General features: G+C 72.2%; 18 protein-coding genes and 1 pseudogene. 2 read left to right on the forward strand and 17 right to left on the reverse strand.

What is annotated here, in order from left to right:
- Position 1: 1 nt before the first annotated feature.
- Positions 2–1,006: an aspartate carbamoyltransferase catalytic subunit gene (locus tag ACFWTC_RS10735; RefSeq protein WP_383923250.1), complete on the reverse strand. Its 1,005-nt coding sequence runs from the start codon at positions 1,004–1,006 to the stop codon at positions 2–4.
- Positions 1,007–1,113: 107 nt separating this feature from the next.
- On the reverse strand, positions 1,114–1,734 hold the full coding sequence (pyrR, locus tag ACFWTC_RS10740) for a bifunctional pyr operon transcriptional regulator/uracil phosphoribosyltransferase PyrR (protein WP_384028089.1): 621 nt from the start codon (positions 1,732–1,734) through the stop codon (positions 1,114–1,116).
- 271 nt (positions 1,735–2,005) lie between these two features.
- Between pyrR and bldD the strand changes: the two genes are divergently transcribed.
- Positions 2,006–2,506: a transcriptional regulator BldD gene (gene bldD, locus ACFWTC_RS10745; RefSeq protein WP_030841550.1), complete on the forward strand. Its 501-nt coding sequence runs from the start codon at positions 2,006–2,008 to the stop codon at positions 2,504–2,506.
- A 192-nt stretch (positions 2,507–2,698) separates the two neighbouring features.
- Here bldD and nusB read toward each other — a convergent pair whose 3' ends face one another.
- The 14 genes from nusB to ACFWTC_RS10815 all read right to left on the reverse strand — a co-directional run bounded on the left by nusB (position 2,699) and on the right by ACFWTC_RS10815 (position 16,107).
- The gene (gene nusB, locus ACFWTC_RS10750; protein WP_383923255.1) at positions 2,699–3,133 is read right to left on the reverse strand and encodes a transcription antitermination factor NusB; all 435 of its coding nucleotides are present in this window, start codon (positions 3,131–3,133) and stop codon (positions 2,699–2,701) included.
- 3 nt (positions 3,134–3,136) lie between these two features.
- Positions 3,137–3,703, reverse strand: coding sequence for an elongation factor P (gene efp / locus ACFWTC_RS10755; RefSeq protein ID WP_383923258.1), 567 nt, complete (start codon positions 3,701–3,703; stop codon positions 3,137–3,139).
- A gap of 59 nt (positions 3,704–3,762) precedes the next feature.
- Positions 3,763–4,869, reverse strand: a complete 1,107-nt coding sequence (locus tag ACFWTC_RS10760; RefSeq protein WP_383923261.1) for an aminopeptidase P family protein — start codon at positions 4,867–4,869, stop codon at positions 3,763–3,765.
- A 117-nt stretch (positions 4,870–4,986) separates the two neighbouring features.
- Positions 4,987–5,766 carry an AAA family ATPase gene (locus ACFWTC_RS10765; protein WP_383923263.1) on the reverse strand — a complete coding sequence of 260 codons (780 nt, stop codon included), beginning with the start codon at positions 5,764–5,766 and terminating at the stop codon, positions 4,987–4,989.
- Positions 5,767–5,871: 105 nt separating this feature from the next.
- The gene (gene aroQ, locus ACFWTC_RS10770; protein WP_384028090.1) at positions 5,872–6,312 is read right to left on the reverse strand and encodes a type II 3-dehydroquinate dehydratase; all 441 of its coding nucleotides are present in this window, start codon (positions 6,310–6,312) and stop codon (positions 5,872–5,874) included.
- Complete coding sequence (aroB, locus tag ACFWTC_RS10775) at positions 6,309–7,400, reverse strand: 3-dehydroquinate synthase (protein WP_383923269.1); 1,092 nt, start codon at positions 7,398–7,400, stop codon at positions 6,309–6,311. Before aroB ends, aroQ begins: the two co-directional genes overlap by 4 nt.
- A complete protein-coding gene (locus ACFWTC_RS10780) occupies positions 7,397–7,915 on the reverse strand; it encodes a shikimate kinase (RefSeq protein ID WP_383923272.1) in 519 nt (172 codons plus the stop codon). The genes aroB and ACFWTC_RS10780 overlap by 4 nt, the downstream gene beginning before the upstream one ends.
- Positions 7,912–9,096 (reverse strand): chorismate synthase, encoded by a 1,185-nt coding sequence (aroC, locus tag ACFWTC_RS10785; protein ID WP_383923275.1) that lies wholly within the window; start codon positions 9,094–9,096, stop codon positions 7,912–7,914. Before aroC ends, ACFWTC_RS10780 begins: the two co-directional genes overlap by 4 nt.
- Before the next feature lie 189 nt (positions 9,097–9,285).
- The gene (locus ACFWTC_RS10790) at positions 9,286–10,113 is read right to left on the reverse strand and encodes a shikimate dehydrogenase (protein ID WP_383923278.1); all 828 of its coding nucleotides are present in this window, start codon (positions 10,111–10,113) and stop codon (positions 9,286–9,288) included.
- A gap of 6 nt (positions 10,114–10,119) precedes the next feature.
- Positions 10,120–12,018 carry an endolytic transglycosylase MltG gene (gene mltG / locus ACFWTC_RS10795; RefSeq protein ID WP_384028091.1) on the reverse strand — a complete coding sequence of 633 codons (1,899 nt, stop codon included), beginning with the start codon at positions 12,016–12,018 and terminating at the stop codon, positions 10,120–10,122.
- Between the two features lie 130 nt (positions 12,019–12,148).
- Positions 12,149–12,619: a Holliday junction resolvase RuvX gene (gene ruvX, locus ACFWTC_RS10800; protein WP_383923284.1), complete on the reverse strand. Its 471-nt coding sequence runs from the start codon at positions 12,617–12,619 to the stop codon at positions 12,149–12,151.
- Positions 12,619–15,297, reverse strand: coding sequence for an alanine--tRNA ligase (alaS, locus tag ACFWTC_RS10805; RefSeq protein WP_383923287.1), 2,679 nt, complete (start codon positions 15,295–15,297; stop codon positions 12,619–12,621). The genes ruvX and alaS overlap by 1 nt, the downstream gene beginning before the upstream one ends.
- Complete coding sequence (locus ACFWTC_RS10810) at positions 15,297–15,659, reverse strand: DUF6167 family protein (protein ID WP_383923290.1); 363 nt, start codon at positions 15,657–15,659, stop codon at positions 15,297–15,299. The genes alaS and ACFWTC_RS10810 overlap by 1 nt, the downstream gene beginning before the upstream one ends.
- Before the next feature lie 7 nt (positions 15,660–15,666).
- Positions 15,667–16,107 (reverse strand): DUF948 domain-containing protein, encoded by a 441-nt coding sequence (locus ACFWTC_RS10815; RefSeq protein ID WP_383923293.1) that lies wholly within the window; start codon positions 16,105–16,107, stop codon positions 15,667–15,669.
- Positions 16,108–16,267: 160 nt separating this feature from the next.
- On the opposite strand from ACFWTC_RS10815, the pseudogene ACFWTC_RS10820 reads away from it, so the two are divergent.
- Positions 16,268–17,174: pseudogene (locus ACFWTC_RS10820) on the forward strand (ATP-binding protein); the annotation flags it as partial.
- 515 nt (positions 17,175–17,689) lie between these two features.
- On the opposite strand, the gene rpsD reads toward ACFWTC_RS10820, so the two are convergent.
- The gene (rpsD, locus tag ACFWTC_RS10825) at positions 17,690–18,301 is read right to left on the reverse strand and encodes a 30S ribosomal protein S4 (protein WP_008740451.1); all 612 of its coding nucleotides are present in this window, start codon (positions 18,299–18,301) and stop codon (positions 17,690–17,692) included.
- Positions 18,302–18,412 lie beyond the last annotated feature (111 nt).

The following is an 18,412-nucleotide window of genomic DNA, read 5'->3' on the forward strand; positions in this document are numbered from 1 at the left end:
TTTACTTGCTCTCCTCGGTACGGGCGGCGGCGGGGGCGGGGGCGTTGCCGGTGGCAACGGCGGGCTCGGATCCTCCGAGCAGCAGGTACAGGACGGCCATCCGGGTGGAGACGCCGTTGGCGACCTGCTCGACGGCCGTGCAGCGGTCGGAGTCGGCCACCTCGGCGGTGATCTCCATGCCGCGGTTCATCGGGCCGGGGTGCATCACGATGGCGTGCTCGGGCATCTTCGCCATGCGGTCGCCGTCGAGCCCGTACCGGCGGGAGTACTCGCGCTCGGTCGGGAAGAAGGCGGCGTTCATGCGTTCGCGCTGCACACGCAGCATCATCACCGCATCGGACGCCGGCAGCACCTCGTCGAGGTTGTACGAGACCTCGCAGGGCCAGCTGCCGACGCCGATCGGGACCAGCGTCGGCGGGGCCACCACGGTGACCTCGGCGCCGAGCGTGTGGAGCAGCTGGACGTTGGAGCGGGCGACCCGGCTGTGCAGGACGTCGCCGACGATGGTGATCCGACGGCCGTTCAGGTCCTTGCCCAGGCCGGCGTCGCGGCCGACCAGGCGGCGGCGCATGGTGAAGGCGTCCAGCAGGGCCTGGGTGGGGTGCTCGTGGGTGCCGTCGCCGGCGTTGACCACGGCGGAGTCGATCCAGCCGGAGGTCGCGAGCCGGTAGGGGGCGCCGGAGGCGTGGTGGCGGATGACGACCGCGTCGGCGCCCATGGCCTCCAGCGTGAGGGCGGTGTCCTTGAGGGATTCGCCCTTGGAAACCGAGGAACCCTTCGCGGAGAAGTTGATGACGTCCGCGGAGAGCCGCTTGGCGGCCGCCTCGAAGGAGATCCGGGTGCGGGTCGAGTCCTCGAAGAACAGGTTGACGACGGTGAGGCCGCGCAGGGTGGGCAGCTTCTTGATCGGCCGGTCCGCGACGCGGGCCATCTCCTCGGCGGTGTCGAGGATCAGGACGGCGTCGTCGCGCGTGAGATCGGCGGCCGAGATGAGGTGGCGCTTCATCTGGATGGCTCCGTAGGTCGGGAGGGCAGGCAGGCTGACGGGCGTGGCTGACGTGCGGCAGGGCAGGCTTCGGCGCGGACCCGCGAGGGGGTCCGGGCCGGTGCGGGCTACTGCTGCCCGGCCGCCTGGGGGGTCCGCTGGCCGAGCAGCACGGCGTCGCGGCCGTCCTCCTCCTGGAGCTGGACCTTGACGGTCTCGCGCAGCGACGTCGGGAGGTTCTTCCCCACGTAGTCGGCGCGGATCGGGAGCTCGCGGTGGCCGCGGTCGACGAGGACGGCGAGCTGCACGGCGCGGGGGCGGCCGAGGTCGCCCAGCGCGTCGAGGGCGGCGCGGATGGTGCGGCCGGAGAAGAGCACGTCGTCGACGAGGACGACGAGGCGGCCGTCGAGGTCGTCACCGGGGATCTCGGTGCGGCCGATGGCGCGGGCCGGCTTCATCCGGAGGTCGTCGCGGTACATGGTGATGTCGAGGGAGCCGACCGGGATCTTCGTACCGGTGATCTCTTCGAGCTTGGCGGCCAGCCGGCGGGCGAGGTGGACACCGCGGGTGGGGATGCCGAGGAGCACCACGTCGTCGGCGCCCTTGGCGCGTTCGACGATCTCGTGGGCGATGCGGGTCAGGACGCGGGCGATGTCCTGCGCGTCGAGCACGGGGCGCATGGCGCGGTCCTGCCCGGTGGTCTGACCGGTGGTTTGACCGGCGTTCTGAGCGGTGTTCTGAGCGTCCATGGAAGGACCTCCTTCTCCGCCTCACGGGACGGACCTTAAAGGACGTCTGATGTACGTCCCACACGGTACCAGGGGCAGGTGGGCGCCCCGGCACCGGCCCGGGGCGGGAGGGCTCCGGCGGGGCGTCCGGGGTGCCTCGCGAGGGGCTGATGGGAAGCATTCGGCTTGACGCATCCAAGTAACGCTGCGTAACCTCACAGTGAGTTACCAGCCGCGCGGCGGAGCCGCACGTTGTCCATGTCGTCACAGCGTCACAGCGTCCGGGAGCGTTATGTCCAGCGAATACGCCAAACAGCTCGGGGCCAAGCTCCGCGCCATCCGCACCCAGCAGGGCCTTTCCCTCCACGGTGTCGAGGAGAAGTCCCAGGGCCGTTGGAAGGCCGTGGTGGTCGGTTCCTACGAGCGCGGGGACCGCGCCGTGACCGTCCAGCGCCTTGCCGAGCTGGCGGACTTCTACGGGGTTCCGGTGCAGGAGCTGCTGCCGGGCACGACTCCCGGCGGAGCGGCCGAGCCGCCGCCGAAGCTCCGTCTGGACCTGGAGCGCCTGGCGGGCGTACCCGCCGAGAAGGCCGGCCCCCTCCAGCGGTACGCGGCCACCATCCAGAGCCAGCGCGGCGACTACAACGGCAAGGTGCTGTCGATCCGCCAGGACGACCTGCGCACCCTCGCCGTCATCTACGACCAGTCCCCCTCGGTCCTGACCGAGCAGCTGATCAGCTGGGGCGTCCTGGACGCGGACGCGCGTCGCGCGGTGGCGCACGAGGACGCCTAGTCCCTCGGGCCCAGGCCCAGCAGAAACGTTTACCGGTGGGTTCCGGGCCTCGCCTGCGCCCCCGGGGCCCCGCGGTTTTTCTGTGGCCCCGCGCGGGCCCGCCCCCCGGGCGTCCGCACGGGCCCGCCGCGCGCGGCGGGCCCTTCCGTACGGCGCGGGGCGCCGGTGCCCTGCCGGTGCGGTGCCGTGCGGTCAGCTCTCGCTGCGGCGCAGGTTCGGCTTCAGGTCCTTGAAGCGGGCGAGCAGCCCGTTCACGAACGAGGGGGACTCGTCCGTCGAGAACTCCTTGGCCAGCTGGACCGCCTCGTCGATGGCCACGGCGTCCGGGGTGTCGTCCACCCAGATCAGCTCGTACGCGCCGAGCCGCAGGATGTTCCGGTCGACGACCGGCATGCGGTCGAGCTCCCAGTCCACCGCGTAGGTGACGATCAGGTCGTCGATGCGGTCCACCTTGTCGGCGTACCCCTCGACGAGGTCCATCGTGAAGTCGCCGACCGGCGGCTGCCGGTCGTCCGACCTCGAGTGGCGGATCCAGTCCGCGAGGACCTCGCGCACGGGAACCCCGCGCTGGTCGGCCTCGAACAGGATCTGGAAGGCGCGCTTGCGCGCATTGCTCCGAGCAGCCACGGGTTAGTTGCTCTTCCGGCCGAGGTAGTCGCTGGTGCGGGTGTCGACCTTGACGGTCTCGCCGGTGGTGACGAACAGCGGGACCTGGATCTCGTAGCCGGTCTCCAGCGTGGCGGGCTTGGTGCCGCCGGTGGAGCGGTCGCCCTGGACACCCGGGTCGGTGTGCTCGATCTTGAGCTCGACGGCGGCCGGGAGCTCGACGTAGAGCACCGCGCCCTCGTGCTGGGCGACGGAGGCGGTGAAGCCCTCGATCAGGAAGTTGGCGGCGTCGCCGACGGCCTTCTTGTCGACCATCAGCTGGTCGAAGGTGGTCATGTCCATGAAGACGAAGTACTCGCCGTCCATGTACGAGAACTGCATGTCACGGCGGTCGATGGTGGCCGTCTCGACCTTCGTGCCGGCGTTGAACGTCTTGTCGACGACCTTGCCGGACATCACGCTCTTCAGCTTGGTGCGCACGAAGGCCGGGCCCTTGCCGGGCTTGACGTGCTGGAACTCGACGACGGACCAGAGCTGGCCCCCGTCGAGCTTCAGCACCATGCCGTTCTTGAGGTCGTTCGTGGAAGCCACGGTTGCGGAATCTCCTGCACTGGAAGACCACGGGTGCGCGCACAGTCCGGCGGAGCGGACTAGAGCGCGAGCAGCTCCTTGGTCGTAATGGTGAGTAGCTCGGGACCGCCGTCCGCCTCGGGGCGCACGACGAGCGTGTCATCGATCCGGACACCTCCCCGGCCCGGGAGGTGAACCCCCGGTTCGACGGTGACCGGCACGCAAGCGTCCAGTTTACCCATTGCCGTAGGTGCAAGCTGCGGGTCCTCGTCGATTTCGAGACCGACGCCGTGCCCGGTCCACGGGGCCAGGGCCTCGCCGTGCCCCGCGGAGTCCAGTACGGAGCGCGCCGCGTGGTCCACGTCGCGGTACGCGGCCCCCGGCAGCAGGGCCTCGCGACCGGCCCGCTGGGCGGCGAAGACCAGGTCGTACAGCTCGATCTGCCAGCTCGCGGGGGTGGTGCCGATCACGAAGGTGCGGCCGATCTCGCACCGGTAGCCGCGGTAGTTCGCGCCGAGGCTGACGGTGAGGAAGTCGCCCTCCTCCACCCGCCGGTCGGAGGGCCGGTGCCGGGAGCGGCCGGAGTGCGGGCCGGTGCCGACGGACGTCGGGAAGGCGGGGCCGTCCGCCCCGTGGTCGACGAGGCGGCGCTCCAGCTCCAGGGCGAGGTGCCGCTCGGTGCGCCCGACGAGGATCGACTCCAGGAGCTCGCCGAGGGCCTGGTCGGCGATCTCGGCGGCGATCCGCAGGCAGGCGATCTCCTCCTCGTCCTTGACGAGGCGCTGCTGCTCCACCGCCGTCCCCATGTCCGCCAGCCGCAGCCGGGGCGCCACGGAGCGCAGCGCCCGGTGCCGGGCCACCGTGAGGTGGTGCTCCTCCACCGCCAGGGAGTCGGCGCGTACGGAGGCGGCCATGTCAGCGGCCGCGACGGCCGGGTCCCCGCCGGGCCCGGACAGGACGGAGACCGCGAGCCGGTCGTCGAGGCGCCCCTCGTCGGCCTCTCCGGTCGGGACACCGGCGCTGAACAGCACGTCCTCGGCGGGCCCGACGAGGAGTACGGCGCCGTACGGGGAGGCCCCGGAGAGGTAGCGGACGTTCGCCGGCCGTGTGATCAGCGCGGCTGCGTTCCCCGCGGCGGCGCAGCGGTCACGGAGCAGTTCCCGGCGGGCGGCGTACACGTCTGACATGTCTTCGAGCGTACGAGCGCCCCGCCCATCCGGCCCGGCGAGCGCGTCCGCCCGGGGCCCGGCGGCGGAGCCGCAGAGCACCCCGGCAGCGCCCGGGCGGCGGCGTCCGCGCGCCCGCTACCAGGTGGGCGGAGCAGCTATGGCCCGGGCCAGGGTCTCGTCGAGGGCCCGGGCCGTCCCCTCCACGTCGAGGTGGGAGTTGTCGATGATCGGCAGCCCCGAGCCGTACCAGCCGGCCATCCGGCCGTGGATCCGCGCGACCTCCTCGTCGGAGAGCCGGCGGTTGCCGGAGCGGGCCGCGTTGCGCTCCAGGACGATCTCCAGGCCGGGCAGCAGCACCACGGGCAGCAGGGCGGGGCCCACGTGCCGCTTCCAGCCGCCCAGGCCGACGACCGGCCGGTCCGGGAACACGGCGTCGTCGAGGATGCAGGAGATGCCGTTGGCGAGGTAGTTGCGGGCGGCGAAGCCGCAGGTGCGGCGTGCGAGGCGGTACTGGGCCTCGGAGTGCTCGTTCCAGCCGGCCTGCGGGTCGGCGAAGCCCGAGCAGACCCACTCCCGGACGTCGTCCAGGCTGACGTGGGCGGTCGGCACCGGACGGGTACCGGCCCAGTGCCGGGCCACGGTGGTCTTGCCCGCGCCGGCGGGGCCGATCAGCAGGACCGCGAGGGTGGCCCCTCCCGTGCCCGGGCCGGCGGGGGGAAGCGGGATGTGGCCGGTGGGCTCCGGTACGGGGGGCACCGCGCCCGTCGCAGATCCCGGGTACGCGGGCGCCGCCGGCGGGTGCGGGGCGTTGCCCGGCCAGCCCTGGGCCGGCGGTATCGGCGGCTGCGGCGGCGCCGCCTGACGCGGTCCCGGCTGTCCCCAGCCCGCGCCCCCGCCCCCCACTCCTTGCTGCATCCCCTGCCACTCCGTCTCGTTCCGGCGACTGATGCGAGAACGTTATATGACCCCGGAGGCCCGGCGGTCCACCAGGACCGCCGGGCCGGACCGGAGCAGCGGGTATCAGACCGTGGTCTCGTCCGCCAGCGCGCGCAACGCAAGGCGGTAGGACCCGATGCCGAAGCCCGCCACGGTCCCGGTCGCCACCGCGGCGATGACCGAGGTGTGCCGGAACTCCTCGCGGGCGTACGGGTTCGAGATGTGCACCTCGATGAGCGGGGCGGTGCGCTGCGCTGCCGCGTCCCTCATGGCGTACGAGTAGTGCGTGAAGGCCCCCGGGTTGATCACGACGGGGATCTTGCCGTCGGCAGCCTCGTGCAGCCAGCGCACGAGCTGCCCCTCGTCGTTGGTCTCGCGGACCTCGACGTCGAAGCCCAGCTCCTCCCCCAGCGTGCGGCAGCTCTCGACGAGACCGGCGTACGAGGTGGCACCGTACACGTCGGGCTCGCGCGAGCCGAGCCGGCCCAGGTTGGGGCCGTTCAGCACGAGGACGCGGCGGCTCACGCGGCGACCTCCCCGTACGCTGCCACGAGCACGGCCGGGTCGGGGCCCTCCAGGACGGTCGGCTTGGCCAGCCCGTCGAGGACGATGAACCGCAGCAGGTCGCCGCGGGACTTCTTGTCGAGCTTCATGGTCTCCAGCAGCTTGGGCCACTGGTCGCCGCGGTAGGTGAGCGGCAGCCCCACGGCGGCGAGGACCGCCTTGTGCCGGTCGGCGGTCGCGTCGTCGAGGCGGCCCGCGAGACGGCCCAGCTCGGCGGCGAAGACCATGCCGACGGAGACGGCGGCGCCGTGCCGCCACTTGTAGCGCTCGTTCTTCTCGATGGCGTGCGCGAGGGTGTGGCCGTAGTTGAGGATCTCGCGGAGTCCGGACTCCTTGAGGTCGCTGGAGACCACGTCGGCCTTCACCTGGATGGAGCGGACGATGAGCTCGGCCGTGTGCGGGCCGGCGGGCGTCCGGGCCGCCTCCGGGTCGCCCTCGATCAGGTCGAGGATCACCGGGTCGGAGATGAACCCGGCCTTGATGATCTCGGCGAGGCCGCTGACGTAGTCGTTGACCGGCAGCGAGTCCAGGGCCGCCAGGTCGCAGAGCACGCCGGCCGGCGGGTGGAAGGCGCCCACGAGGTTCTTGCCCTCGGCGGTGTTGATGCCGGTCTTGCCGCCGACGGCCGCGTCGACCATCGCCAGGACGGTGGTCGGCACGGCGACCCAGCGCACCCCGCGCAGCCAGGAGGCCGCGACGAAGCCCGCGAGGTCGGTGGTGGCGCCCCCGCCGACGCCGACGATCACGTCGGTGCGGGTGAAGCCGGACTGCCCAAGGGCCTTCCAGCAGTACGCCGCCACCTCGATGGTCTTGGCCTCCTCGGCGTTCGGCACCTGGATGGCGACCGCCTCGAAGCCCTGGTCGGCCAGGTCGTCGCGCAGGGCCTCACCGGTCGAGGCCAGCGCCTCGGGGTGGATCACCGCGACCCGGCGGGCCTTCGTACCGATCAGGGAGCCCAGCTCGCCGAGCAGCTGCCGCCCGACGAGCACGTCGTACGCGGCGTGTCCGGCGCTGGCGCCGACCTGGATGCGCGTCACCTGGTCTGTCATACGTCCTTCAACTCCAGAGCGTCGAGGACCGCCTGGGCGACCTCTTCGGGGGTGCGGTCGTCGGTGGCCACCACGACGCGCGCGACTTCGGTGTACAGGGGGCGCCGGGCGTCCATCAGCTCGCGCCACTGGCGGCGCGGGTTGACCGCGAGCAGCGGGCGCGCGGCGCCGAGCCCGACGCGCCGTACGGCCTCCTCGACGTCCATCGACAGGTAGGCGACGGGCAGGCCGGTCAGCAGCTCGCGGGTGCCCCCGTCGAGGACGGCGCCGCCGCCGAGGGCGAGGACTCCGGTGTGCTCGGCGACGGCGGCCGCGACGGCCTGCCGCTCCAGGGCGCGGAAGTACGGCTCGCCCTCGTCGACGAAGAGGTCGGAGATCTCCCGGCCCTGGGCGGCGACGATGTCGGCGTCGGTGTCCCGGTAGGGGACGCCGAGCCGGTCGGCGAGCAGCGCGCCGACCGTGGACTTGCCGGACCCCATGGGGCCGACGAGGACGACCAGTGGTCCGCCGGTCACCGGATCTGCAGGTTGTCGAGGTACGACCGCACGTTGCGCCGGGTCTCGGGGACCGAGTCTCCGCCGAACTTCTCGACGACGGCGTCGGCGAGGACGAGCGCGACCATGGCCTCGGCGACGATGCCCGCGGCCGGGACGGCACAGACGTCGGAGCGCTGGTGGTGGGCCACCGTCGCCTCGCCGGTCGCCACGTCCACGGTCGCCAGCGCGCGCGGCACGGTCGCGATGGGCTTCATCGCGGCGCGTACGCGCAGCAGCTCGCCGGTGGTCAGACCGCCCTCGGTGCCGCCGGAGCGGCCGGTGGTGCGCTTGAGGCCGTCGGCGGTGGAGACGATCTCGTCGTGGGCCTGCGAGCCGGGCACCCGGGCCAGGTCGAAGCCGTCGCCGACCTCGACGCCCTTGATGGCCTGGATGCCCATCAGGGCGGCGGCGAGGCGGGCGTCGAGGCGCCGGTCCCAGTGCACGTGCGAGCCGAGGCCGACGGGGACCCCGTACGCGAGGACCTCGACGACGCCGCCGAGGGTGTCGCCGTCCTTGTGGGCCTGGTCGATCTCGGCCACCATCGCCTTGCTGGCGTCGGCGTCGAGGCAGCGCACCGGGTCGGCGTCGAGCCTGTCCACGTCGGCGGGGGTCGGGTAGACCCCGTACGGGGCCTTGGCCGCGGCCAGTTCCACCACGTGCGAGACGATCTCGATGCCGGCGACCTCCTTGATGAAGGACCGGGCGACGGCGCCGAGGGCGACGCGGGCGGCCGTCTCACGGGCGCTGGCGCGCTCCAGGATCGGGCGGGCCTCGGAGAAGCCGTACTTCTGCATGCCCGCCAGGTCGGCGTGACCGGGGCGGGGGCGGGTCAGCGGCGCGTTGCGGCCGGTGTCCTTGAGCAGCGAGGGATCGACCGGGTCGGCCGACATCACGGTCTCCCACTTGGGCCACTCGGTGTTGCCGATCATGACCGCGATCGGCGAACCCTGCGACAGCCCGTGGCGGACGCCGCCGAGGAAGGTGATCTCGTCCTGCTCGAACTTCATCCGGGCGCCGCGGCCGTAGCCGAGCCGGCGCCGGGCCAGGTGGTCGGCCACCAGCTCCGTGGTGACGGGGACGCCGGCGGGAAGGCCCTCCAGCGTCGCTACCAGCGCCGGTCCGTGCGACTCCCCGGCGGTCAGCCAACGCAACCTGCTCAACGATGCTCCTCATGCTCGCGCCTGGTACAGCGACGGCGCGAACGGGTGCGCGGCCCGGACCCGCCGTATCCGATCCTCCCATGTCCCGGCCGGTGTCCGGCCCTCCGGTCCAGCTGTCGGACGGCCGCGCGCCGGGGGATGGACGAAGATCGGCCGGGGCGGGGGGGCGCGGAGTCCCGCGCGGCGGTGTCAGTGGCGGGCCAGGAGCGCGGCCTCGCCCGCGGCCCGCATAGCCGTCAGTGGCGCCGGGACGTGCCCCGTCATCTGCTCGACCTGGAGGACCGCCTGGTGGACCAGGAGGTCCAGGCCGCCGAGGAGGGTGCCGCCGCGCCCGGTCCAGGCCGCGGCGAGCGCGGTCGGCCAGGGGTCGTACAGCACGTCGAAGAGGGTGCCCGGGGCGTCCGGTACGGCGGCGGCCAGCGCGTCGGTGGCGCCGGCCGGGGTGGTGGCGATCACCAGCGGCGCGGCCAGCGCCCGGGCCGCGTCCGACCAGTCGGCCGTGCGGACGGGGACGCCGAGGCGCTCGCCCCACTGCCGCATCTCGTCGGCGCGGGCCCGCGAGCGGACGTACGCCGTGACCTCGCCGGTGCAGATCCGCCCGAGGGCGGCGAGCGCGGAGGAGGCGGTGGCGCCCGCGCCGAGGACGGCGGCGGACGGCACCTCGTCGATGCCGCGCTCGTGGAGCGCGGCGACGATGCCGGGGATGTCGGTGTTGTCGCCGAGGCGTCGGCCGTCCTCGGTGAGGACGACCGTGTTGACCGCCCCGACCGAGGCGGCGGTGTCGCTGATGCCGTCGAGGAGCGGGATGACCGCCCGTTTCAGCGGCATCGTCAGCGACAGCCCCGCCCACTCGGGGCCGAGGCCGGCCACGAACCCGGGCAGCGCGGCCTCGTCGACCTCGAAGCGGTCGTAGGTCCGGTCGTCGAGGCCGAGCTCCCGGTAGGCGGCACGGTGCAGCACCGGTGAGAGGGAGTGCTCGATGGGTGAACCGAGCACCGCTGCCCGTATCCGTGACATGTCCTGCTACCCGCCGTTCTTCTGCTTCTGCCGCTCGAGGAACTCCGCGGCCAGTCTCTGGTGCTCCTCGTAGGTCTTGGTGAAGGTCGTCTTGTCGCCGTCGACCGACACGAAGAACATCCAGCCGCCCTGGTCGGGGTTGAGCGTGGCGTTCAACGCGTCCGCGCCGGGGTTGCCGATCGGGCCGAGCGGCAGTCCCTTGACGAAGTGCGTGTTGTAGGGGTGGTCGAAGGCCCTGGCCTCCTTGAGCGAGAAGTTGATCTCGCTCGTGCCCTTGATGTAGTTGTACGTCGAGTCGAACTCGAGCTTCTGGTTGGTGACGTCGTTCGTCTTCTCGAGGCGGTTGTAGACCACCTCGGCCATCTTCCGGAAGTCGTCGTGGTTCTTGCCCTCGGCGTTGACGAGGCTCGCGACCGTGACCACCTGGAGCGGGTTCTCCAGACCGAGGTCCTTGGCCTTGCCCTCGATGCCCAGCTCGGTGTACTTGTCCGTCGCGTTCTTGACCATCTGCCGGAGCAGGGACTCGGGCGTGCTGTCCTGGCTGAGGTCGTAGCGCGCCGGGTAGAGGAACCCTTCCAACGGGTCCATGATCTTCGGGTTGTTGTTCGCCCAGGCGGGCAGGCCGAGGTTCTTGACCTCGCGCTGGGCGATGTCGCGGGTGGTCCCCTCGGGCTTCTTCAGCTTCTTGTCGATCGCGTCGTAGACCTTGGCGTTGCGCCAGCCCTCGGCGACGGTCAGGACGTTCAGCTTGGACGGGTCCGTCATGAACTCGACCGCCGACGCCGCCGACATCCCCTTCTTGAGCGGGTAGACGCCGGGCTGGATCTTGCTGCCGTCCGGGTTGGCGGTGGCTGCGTCCACGAAGGCCTGGGCGCTGGCGACCACACCGGCCGCCTTGAGGATGCGGCCCATCTGGCCCAGTCCGGCGCCCTGGGGGATCGTCACCTCGACGGTCTCGCCGGAGCCCTCGCCCGCGAAGTCCGCGGCGGAGCCGAAGCGCTCCTTAAGGTACGTGTAGCCGTAGTACCCGCCGCCGCCGACCACGCCGATGATCACCACGGCGGCGATCAGGCAGGCCGCGCCGCTGCGCCGCTTGGGCTTGCCGCCCTTGGAGCGGCCGCCCCGGCGCCCGTCGCCGGGCTCGTCGCCGTCGTCGCCGCCCCCGGCGGGGAAGCCGTCGGGCTTCGCGGCCGCCGCGTCGTCGTCCGGGAGCTCCTCGACCGGCTCGGGCTCCAGGTGCCGGCGGCCCGGGGGCTGCGGCGGCGGGAAGGCGTCGGGCGTCGTGTACAGGTCCGGGGTCTCGCCGGGGTAGCCGGCGACGGGCCGCTGGGCGTACGGGTCCGTCCCGGCGTACGCGTCGCTCTGCGCGGCGGCGGCGACGTACTGGCCCTGGCCGGTGTCCCAGCCCTGGGAGTCGTACACCGACGGCTGCTGGGGCTGGGCCTGGGGATACGCCTGCTGCGCGGCGTACATCTGCTGGTGCTGCTGCGCCTGCTGGGGCTGCTGCACCTGCTGGGGCTGCTGAGGCTGCTGCACCTGCTGGGGCTGGGGCTGCTGGTGCGGCTGGGCCTGCGGGTACTGCTGCGTCCCCCCGAACGGGGGTTCGGCGGCGTACTGCTGCTGCCCGGGGTTCTGCGGGTACTGCGGGTCCTGGTACTGCTGTTCCGCGTACTGCCGCGGGTACTGCGGGTCGCGGTAGTCCGGGTCCTGGTACTGCTGCTGCCCGTACTGCTGCTGCTCCTGGTACTGAGGCTCCTGTGGGTACGGCTGCTGCGGGGCACCGCCGTAGGGCGCCTGGCCCTCCTGGCCCTGCTGGGTCTGGTGCGCGGTCCACCCCTGGTCCCCGTACAGGGGGTCCTCGGGGTGCCACGGTTCGGAGCCGCGGCCCCGTCCATACTCAGTCATCGGTCCCCTAGAGCCGCGAGACGAAGGCCGCGGATTCGGTACTCCGCGACACCCGGTTCCGCCTCTTTTGGTGGTAGGCGACGGCTTGTTCGAATGCCGTCTCATCGCGCGGAACGTTACCGTATCGCGATCAGACAACCACTTCGACGCACTCGCCAGGCGGATTACCTGATACCCGTTCGGTCTCCAGGGCGTTCTGCAGGATCACCACGGCGGCCGCCTGGTCGATGACCGAACGGCCCTTCTTCGCGTTCCTCCCCGCGGCCCGCAGGCCCTGGGCGGCGGTGACCGTGGTCATCCGCTCGTCCACCAGACGCACCGTCACCGGCTTGATGCCCCTGGCCAGTTCGTTCGCGAAGGCGCGCACCTTGGCCGCGGCCGGCCCCTCCCGCCCGCTGAGCGAACGGGGCAGGCCGACCACGACTTCGAGAGGTTCGTACTCCGCGACGAGCTGCCGCAGCCGCCGGTGGGCGAAGGGGATGTCCCGGCCCGGCACGGTCTCCACCGGTGTGGCGAGGACCCCGTCGGGGTCGCACGAGGCGACCCCGATCCGGGCGTCCCCGACATCGACGGCGAGCCGGCGGCCACGGCGCAGCGTCATCAGGCGCTCTCGCCCACGAGGCGCTCGACGGCGGCGATGGCGTCGCCGACGGCGGCCGCGTTCTGACCGCCGCCCTGGGCGACGTCCGGCTTTCCGCCGCCTCCGCCGCCGAGGGTCTTGGCGGCGGCGCGGACCAGGTCGCCGGCCTTGAGACCGCGCTCGCGGGCGGCCTCGTTGGTGGCGATGACGGTCAGCGGGCGGTCGTTCGCCACGGTGAACAGGGCCACGACGACCGGGCGGTCGCCCTGGATGCGGCCGCGGACGTCGAGGACCAGCTTGCGCAGGTCGTCGGCGCCGGTGCCGTCCGGCACCCGGCCGGTGACCACGGCGACGCCGCGTACGTCCTGGGCACCGGCGGCGAGTCCGGCGGCGGCCTGGAGGACCTTCTCCGCGCGGAACTTCTCGATCTCCTTCTCGGCGTCCTTCAGCTTGCCGAGCATGGAGGCGATCTTCTCCGGCAGCTCTTCCGGACGGCCCTTGACCAGCTCCTGGAGCTGGGCGACGACCGTGTGCTCCTTGGCGAGGAAGTTGTACGCGTCCACGCCGACCAGGGCCTCGACGCGGCGCACGCCGGAGCCGATGGAGGACTCGCCGAGCAGCTTCACCAGGCCCAGCTGGGCGGTGTTGCCGACGTGCGTGCCGCCGCACAGCTCCTTGGAGAAGTCGCCGATGGTCACGACGCGCACCCGCTCGCCGTACTTCTCGCCGAACTCGGCGATGGCGCCCTGCTTCTTCGCCTCGTCGATGCTCATGATCTCGGCGGTCACGTCGAGCTCGCGGGAGAGCACGTCGTTGATCTTCTGCTCGACGTCGGTCAGCACCGAGCCGGGGACGGCGTTCGGGGAGCCGAAGTCGAAGCGGAAGCGGCCCGGCGAGTTCTCGGAGCCGGCCTGGGCGGCCGTCGGGCCGAGCGCGTCGCGCAGCGCCTGGTGCGTCAGGTGGGTGGCCGAGTGGGCGCGGGCGATGGCCCGGCGGCGGTTGATGTCGATGGCGGCGTACGCGGAGGCGCCCACCGTCACCTCGCCGACCTGGACGGAGCCCTTGTGCACGGAGACGCCCGGGACCGGCTGCTGCACGTCGCGGACGACGATGACGGCGCCGGAGCCGAGCTTGATGCGGCCCTGGTCGGCGAGCTGGCCGCCGCCCTCGGCGTAGAAGGGGGTGCGGTCGAGGACGACCTCGACGTCGTCGCCCTCGGAGGCGGCGGGCGCGGAGACGCCGTTGACCAGGAGGCCGACGATGGTGGACTCGCCCTGGGTGGTGGCGTAGCCGGTGAACTCGGTGGCGCCGGAGCCGTCGGCGATCTGCCGGTAGGCGGACATGTCGGCGTGCCCGGTCTTCTTGGCCCTGGCGTCGGCCTTGGCCCGGTCGCGCTGCTCCTGCATGAGGCGGCGGAAGCCGGACTCGTCCACGGAGAGGCCCTGCTCGGCGGCCATCTCCAGGGTCAGGTCGATCGGGAAGCCCCAGGTGTCGTGGAGCAGGAACGCCTTGTCGCCCGAGAGGACCGAGCCGCCGGCGGCCTTGGTCTCGCTCACGGCCGTGTCGAGGATGTTCGTGCCGCCCTTGACGGCCTTGAGGAAGGCGGCCTCCTCGGCGAGCGCGACGGTCTCGATGCGCTTGCGGTCGGTGACGAGCTCCGGGTACTGCAGGCCCATGGTGTCGACGACGACGCCGATGAGGTCCTGGATGACCGGCCCGGTGGCACCCATGAGGCGCATGTTGCGGATGGCGCGGCGCATGATGCGGCGCAGCACGTAGCCGCGGCCCTCGTTGCCGGGGGTGACGCCGTCGCCGATGAGCATGGCCGAGGTGCGGATGTGGTCGGCGACCACGCGCAGCGAGACGTCCGTGGCTGTGCTCGCGGCGGAGCCGCTGTACTGCACGCCGGTCAGCTCGGTGGCCTTGTCCATGACCACGCGCAGGGTGTCGGTCTCGTACATGTTCTGCACGCCCTGCAGGATCATCGCGAGGCGTTCGAGGCCGAGGCCGGTGTCGATGTTCTGCGACGGCAGGTCGCCGAGGATCGGGAAGTCGTCCTTCCCGTCGCCGGCGCCGCGCTCGTACTGCATGAAGACCAGGTTCCAGATCTCCACGTAGCGCTCGTCGTTGACGGCCGGGCCGCCCTCGACGCCGAACTCGGGGCCGCGGTCGTAGTTGATCTCCGAGCACGGGCCGCAGGGGCCGGGGACGCCCATGGACCAGAAGTTGTCCTTCTTGCCCAGGCGCTGGATGCGCTCGGCGGGGACGCCGATCTTCTCGCGCCAGATCTGCTCGGCCTCGTCGTCGTCGAGGTAGACGGTGATCCAGAGCTTCTCGGGCTCCAGGCCGTAGCCGCCGTCCGCCACGGAGCTGGTGAGCAGCTCCCAGGCGTACTGGATGGCGCCTTCCTTGAAGTAGTCCCCGAAGGAGAAGTTGCCGCACATCTGGAAGAACGTGCCGTGGCGGGTGGTCTTGCCGACCTCTTCGATGTCCGGCGTGCGCACGCACTTCTGCACGCTGGTGAGCCGGGGCGCGGGCGGCTTGACCTCGCCCAGGAAGTACGGCTTGAACGGGACCATGCCCGCGGGCACCAGCAGCAGAGTCGGGTCGTCCGCGATGAGCGACGCCGAAGGGACAACGGCGTGACCGCGCTCCTCGAAGAAGCTCAGCCAGCGGCGGCGGATTTCAGCCGACTCCATCAGTGGTCCTCATTCCGGTTGTACGAAAACTTCGGTCGTTCGGTGGTCTTGTCGTGCTGGTCGGGCTCGATGGCCCGCAGGCGCCGCGGCCCGGGCAGGGCGGTGACGTTGTCGGGCCGCGCTGGGTCTATGGCGTCCCGCCCGAGCCCCAGTGCGTCGTTCAGCTCGTCCTCGCGCTGCGTCATCCCCGCCTTGACGTCGAGGGCGAAGTCCTTGAGGCGGTGCCCCGCCTCCACGGCCTTGTCGGCGGCCTGCGCGGCGAGGCTCTCCGGCGTCAGCTTCTTGAGCTGGCGGTTGACCTTGGTGGTGGCCCATACGCCGGCGGCTGCGCCGGCGGTGAACCAGAAGGCTCGGCGGAACATCGGAGTCTCAGCCCTTCTGCTTCCGGCGCCGTGCCGACGGCACCGTACGGCCGACGATCACGGTACGCCGGGATGTCTTGCGCGGCGCCCCGGCCGGTGCCGGGTCCGTCTTGCCCAGTGCCTTGCGCACCCCGTAGCCGAAGGCCGCGACCTTGACCAGCGGCCCGCCGAAGGCGGAGGCCACCGTGGAGGACAGGGCGGAGGCGTTGGAGGTGACCTCCTGGACGTCGCTCGCGATCGCGTCGACCCGGTCGAGCTGGGTGCGCGCGGAGCGGACCGTCGTGGAGGCGTCGGCCAGCAGCGGGACCGCCTGCTCGGTCACCTCGGCCACCAGCTTGCCGGTCGCCTTGAGCACCTGGGCCAGCCTCACCAGCACGACGGCGAGGAAGGACACCAGAATGGCCCAGAAGACGGCCACGAGGATCCCGGCCACCTCTCCACCGGACACGTCACACCGCTCTCTGTCTGTACTCGGACTGCTGGCTGTACTGCATCTGCCAATGGCCTTACGACCCTATCGCGCCGGAGATCCCCGCCCATACCGGAATACCGGCAGCGGCGCGAGCGCCTTGTACGCAGAGCTGCGGGAGCAGTACCCTCCGTGTCCCATGCGAAGCAGACCCCGCCCAAACACCGCCCGGGGCAATCTTCCCTCGGAGCTGGGCCGATTCGTCGGGCGGGGTGCCGAACTCGCCGGGCTGGGGCGGCTCCTGGAGTCCTCCCGGCTCGTCACCGTGACCGGTGTGGGCGGGGTGGGCAAGTCCCGGCTGGTGCTCGCGGCGGCCCGGTCGGCGGCGGACGCGGGGGAGGAACGCCACTGCGACGGCGTGTGGCTGGCCGAGCTGGCCTCCGTACGCGATCCGGCGCTGCTGGAGGTCGCCGTAGCCGAGGCGCTCGGGCTGACCGACCACACCACCCGGCCGCCGCGGGCCGTACTCACCGCGCACCTGACCGGGCGGCGGCTGCTGCTGGTCCTGGACGGCTTCGAGCAGCTGGTGGACGAGACGGCCACCCTGGTACGGGAGCTGCTGCGCGCCTGTCCCGGCCTGCGGGTGCTGGCGGCGGGCCGCCGCCCGCTGGACCTGGACGGGGAGCGGGCGTTCCCGCTGGCCCCGCCGGCGCCGGAGGAGGCCCTCGCGCTGCTGGCCGAGCGGCTCCGGGCGGCCGATCCGGCCTTCACCGTGACCGGGGCCAACCGAGCAGCGCTGGTCGAGCTGTCCGACCGGCTCGACCGGATCCCGCTGGCCCTGGAGCTGGCGGCGGGCCGGCTCCGGACCCTGTCCCCGGAGCAGGTGCTGGCCCGGCTGGAGGACCGTTTTCGCCCTGCTGACGGGCGGGGTCCGCGGAGGACTCCCCCGGCACCGGGCGCTGCGCACGGCCATCGGCTGGAGCCACGAGCTGTGCACGGCCGCGGAGCGGCTGATGTGGGCGCGGCTGTCGGTGTTCACCGGGCAGTTCGACCTCGACGCCGCCGAGTACGTGTGCGCGGGGCCGGACCTGCGCGCGGACGACGTGGAGTGCGTGGCGATCAACCACGCGTTCCACGACCTGGTGGGGCTGGTGCTCGCGCTGGAGCTGCTGGCCCTGGTGACGGTCGCGGAGGGCGATCCGGTGGAGGCCGCGGTGCTCCAGGGCGCGGCGGAGCCGATGTGGGGAAGGGTGGGGCTCCAGCTGTTCGGCTCGGGCTACTTCAACGCGCCGCGGCTGATGTGCCGGGAGCGGGCCGGCGAGCTGCTGGGCGCCGAGTGCTACGCGGCGTACGCGGCCGAGGGGCGGGTGCTGAGCCGGGAGGCGCTGGTGGTGCGCGCGCTGCGCGGCCCCGGGGAGCGCGGCGGTACGGTCCCTTCGCCGCGTCCGGCCTGGCGCGGCGGCGCGCGGGGCTCTCGGGTGTCGCGCCGGGCGGCGGCCGACCAGCCGTAGCGGGGCCGCGGCGGCGGGCGGGGGCGGTCCGGGCTACGGGGTACGGGAAAACCCGCCGCCCCCCGGAGGGGACGGCGGGCTTCGACCAGCCTGTGAGGGCTACGCCTGCGTCAGCGGGCGTAGTACTCGACGACCAGCTGCTCGTCGCAGATGACCGGGATTTCCTTGCGGTTCGGGTCGCGGTCCAGGCGGAAGGCCAGGGCCTTCAGGTTGACCTGCAGGTAGCGCGGGGTCTCGCCCTCGCCTGCGTAGCCACCCTCACGGGCAACCTGGAACGGAACCTTCTCGCGGCTGCGCTCGCGCACCGTGATGACGTCGTCCGGACGGACGCGGAACGACGGCTTGTCGACCTTGTCGCCGTTGACCTCGATGTGGCCGTGAACGACCATCTGGCGGGCCTGGTAGATGGTGCGGGCGATGCCCGAACGCAGAACCAGGGCGTCGAGGCGACGCTCGAGCTCGACGACCAGCGCCTCGCCCGTCTTGCCTTCGGCCTTCTTGGCGCGGTCGTACGCGCGGGCCATCTGACGCTCAGAGATGTCGTACTGAGCGCGCAGACGCTGCTTCTCCAGCAGACGAACCTTGTAGTCCGAGTTCTGCTTGCGGCCACGGCCGTGCTCGCCCGGCGGGTAGGGGCGGGCCTCGAAGTACTTGACGGCCTTCGGGGTCAGCGCAATGCCGAGGGCACGCGACTTCTTGACCTTGGGTCGCTTCTGGTTCACGTGGAACCTACCTCCATGTAAGTTAGGTGAGGCTTACCTTAGCGAGGAGGACGTAATGTCTCGACCACATGGGATCCCCCTGCCCAGTGCGCGTCGAAGTTCAGATTCCAA

The organism is Streptomyces sp. NPDC058619 (assembly GCF_042717785.1).
Lineage (GTDB): Bacteria > Actinomycetota > Actinomycetes > Streptomycetales > Streptomycetaceae > Streptomyces.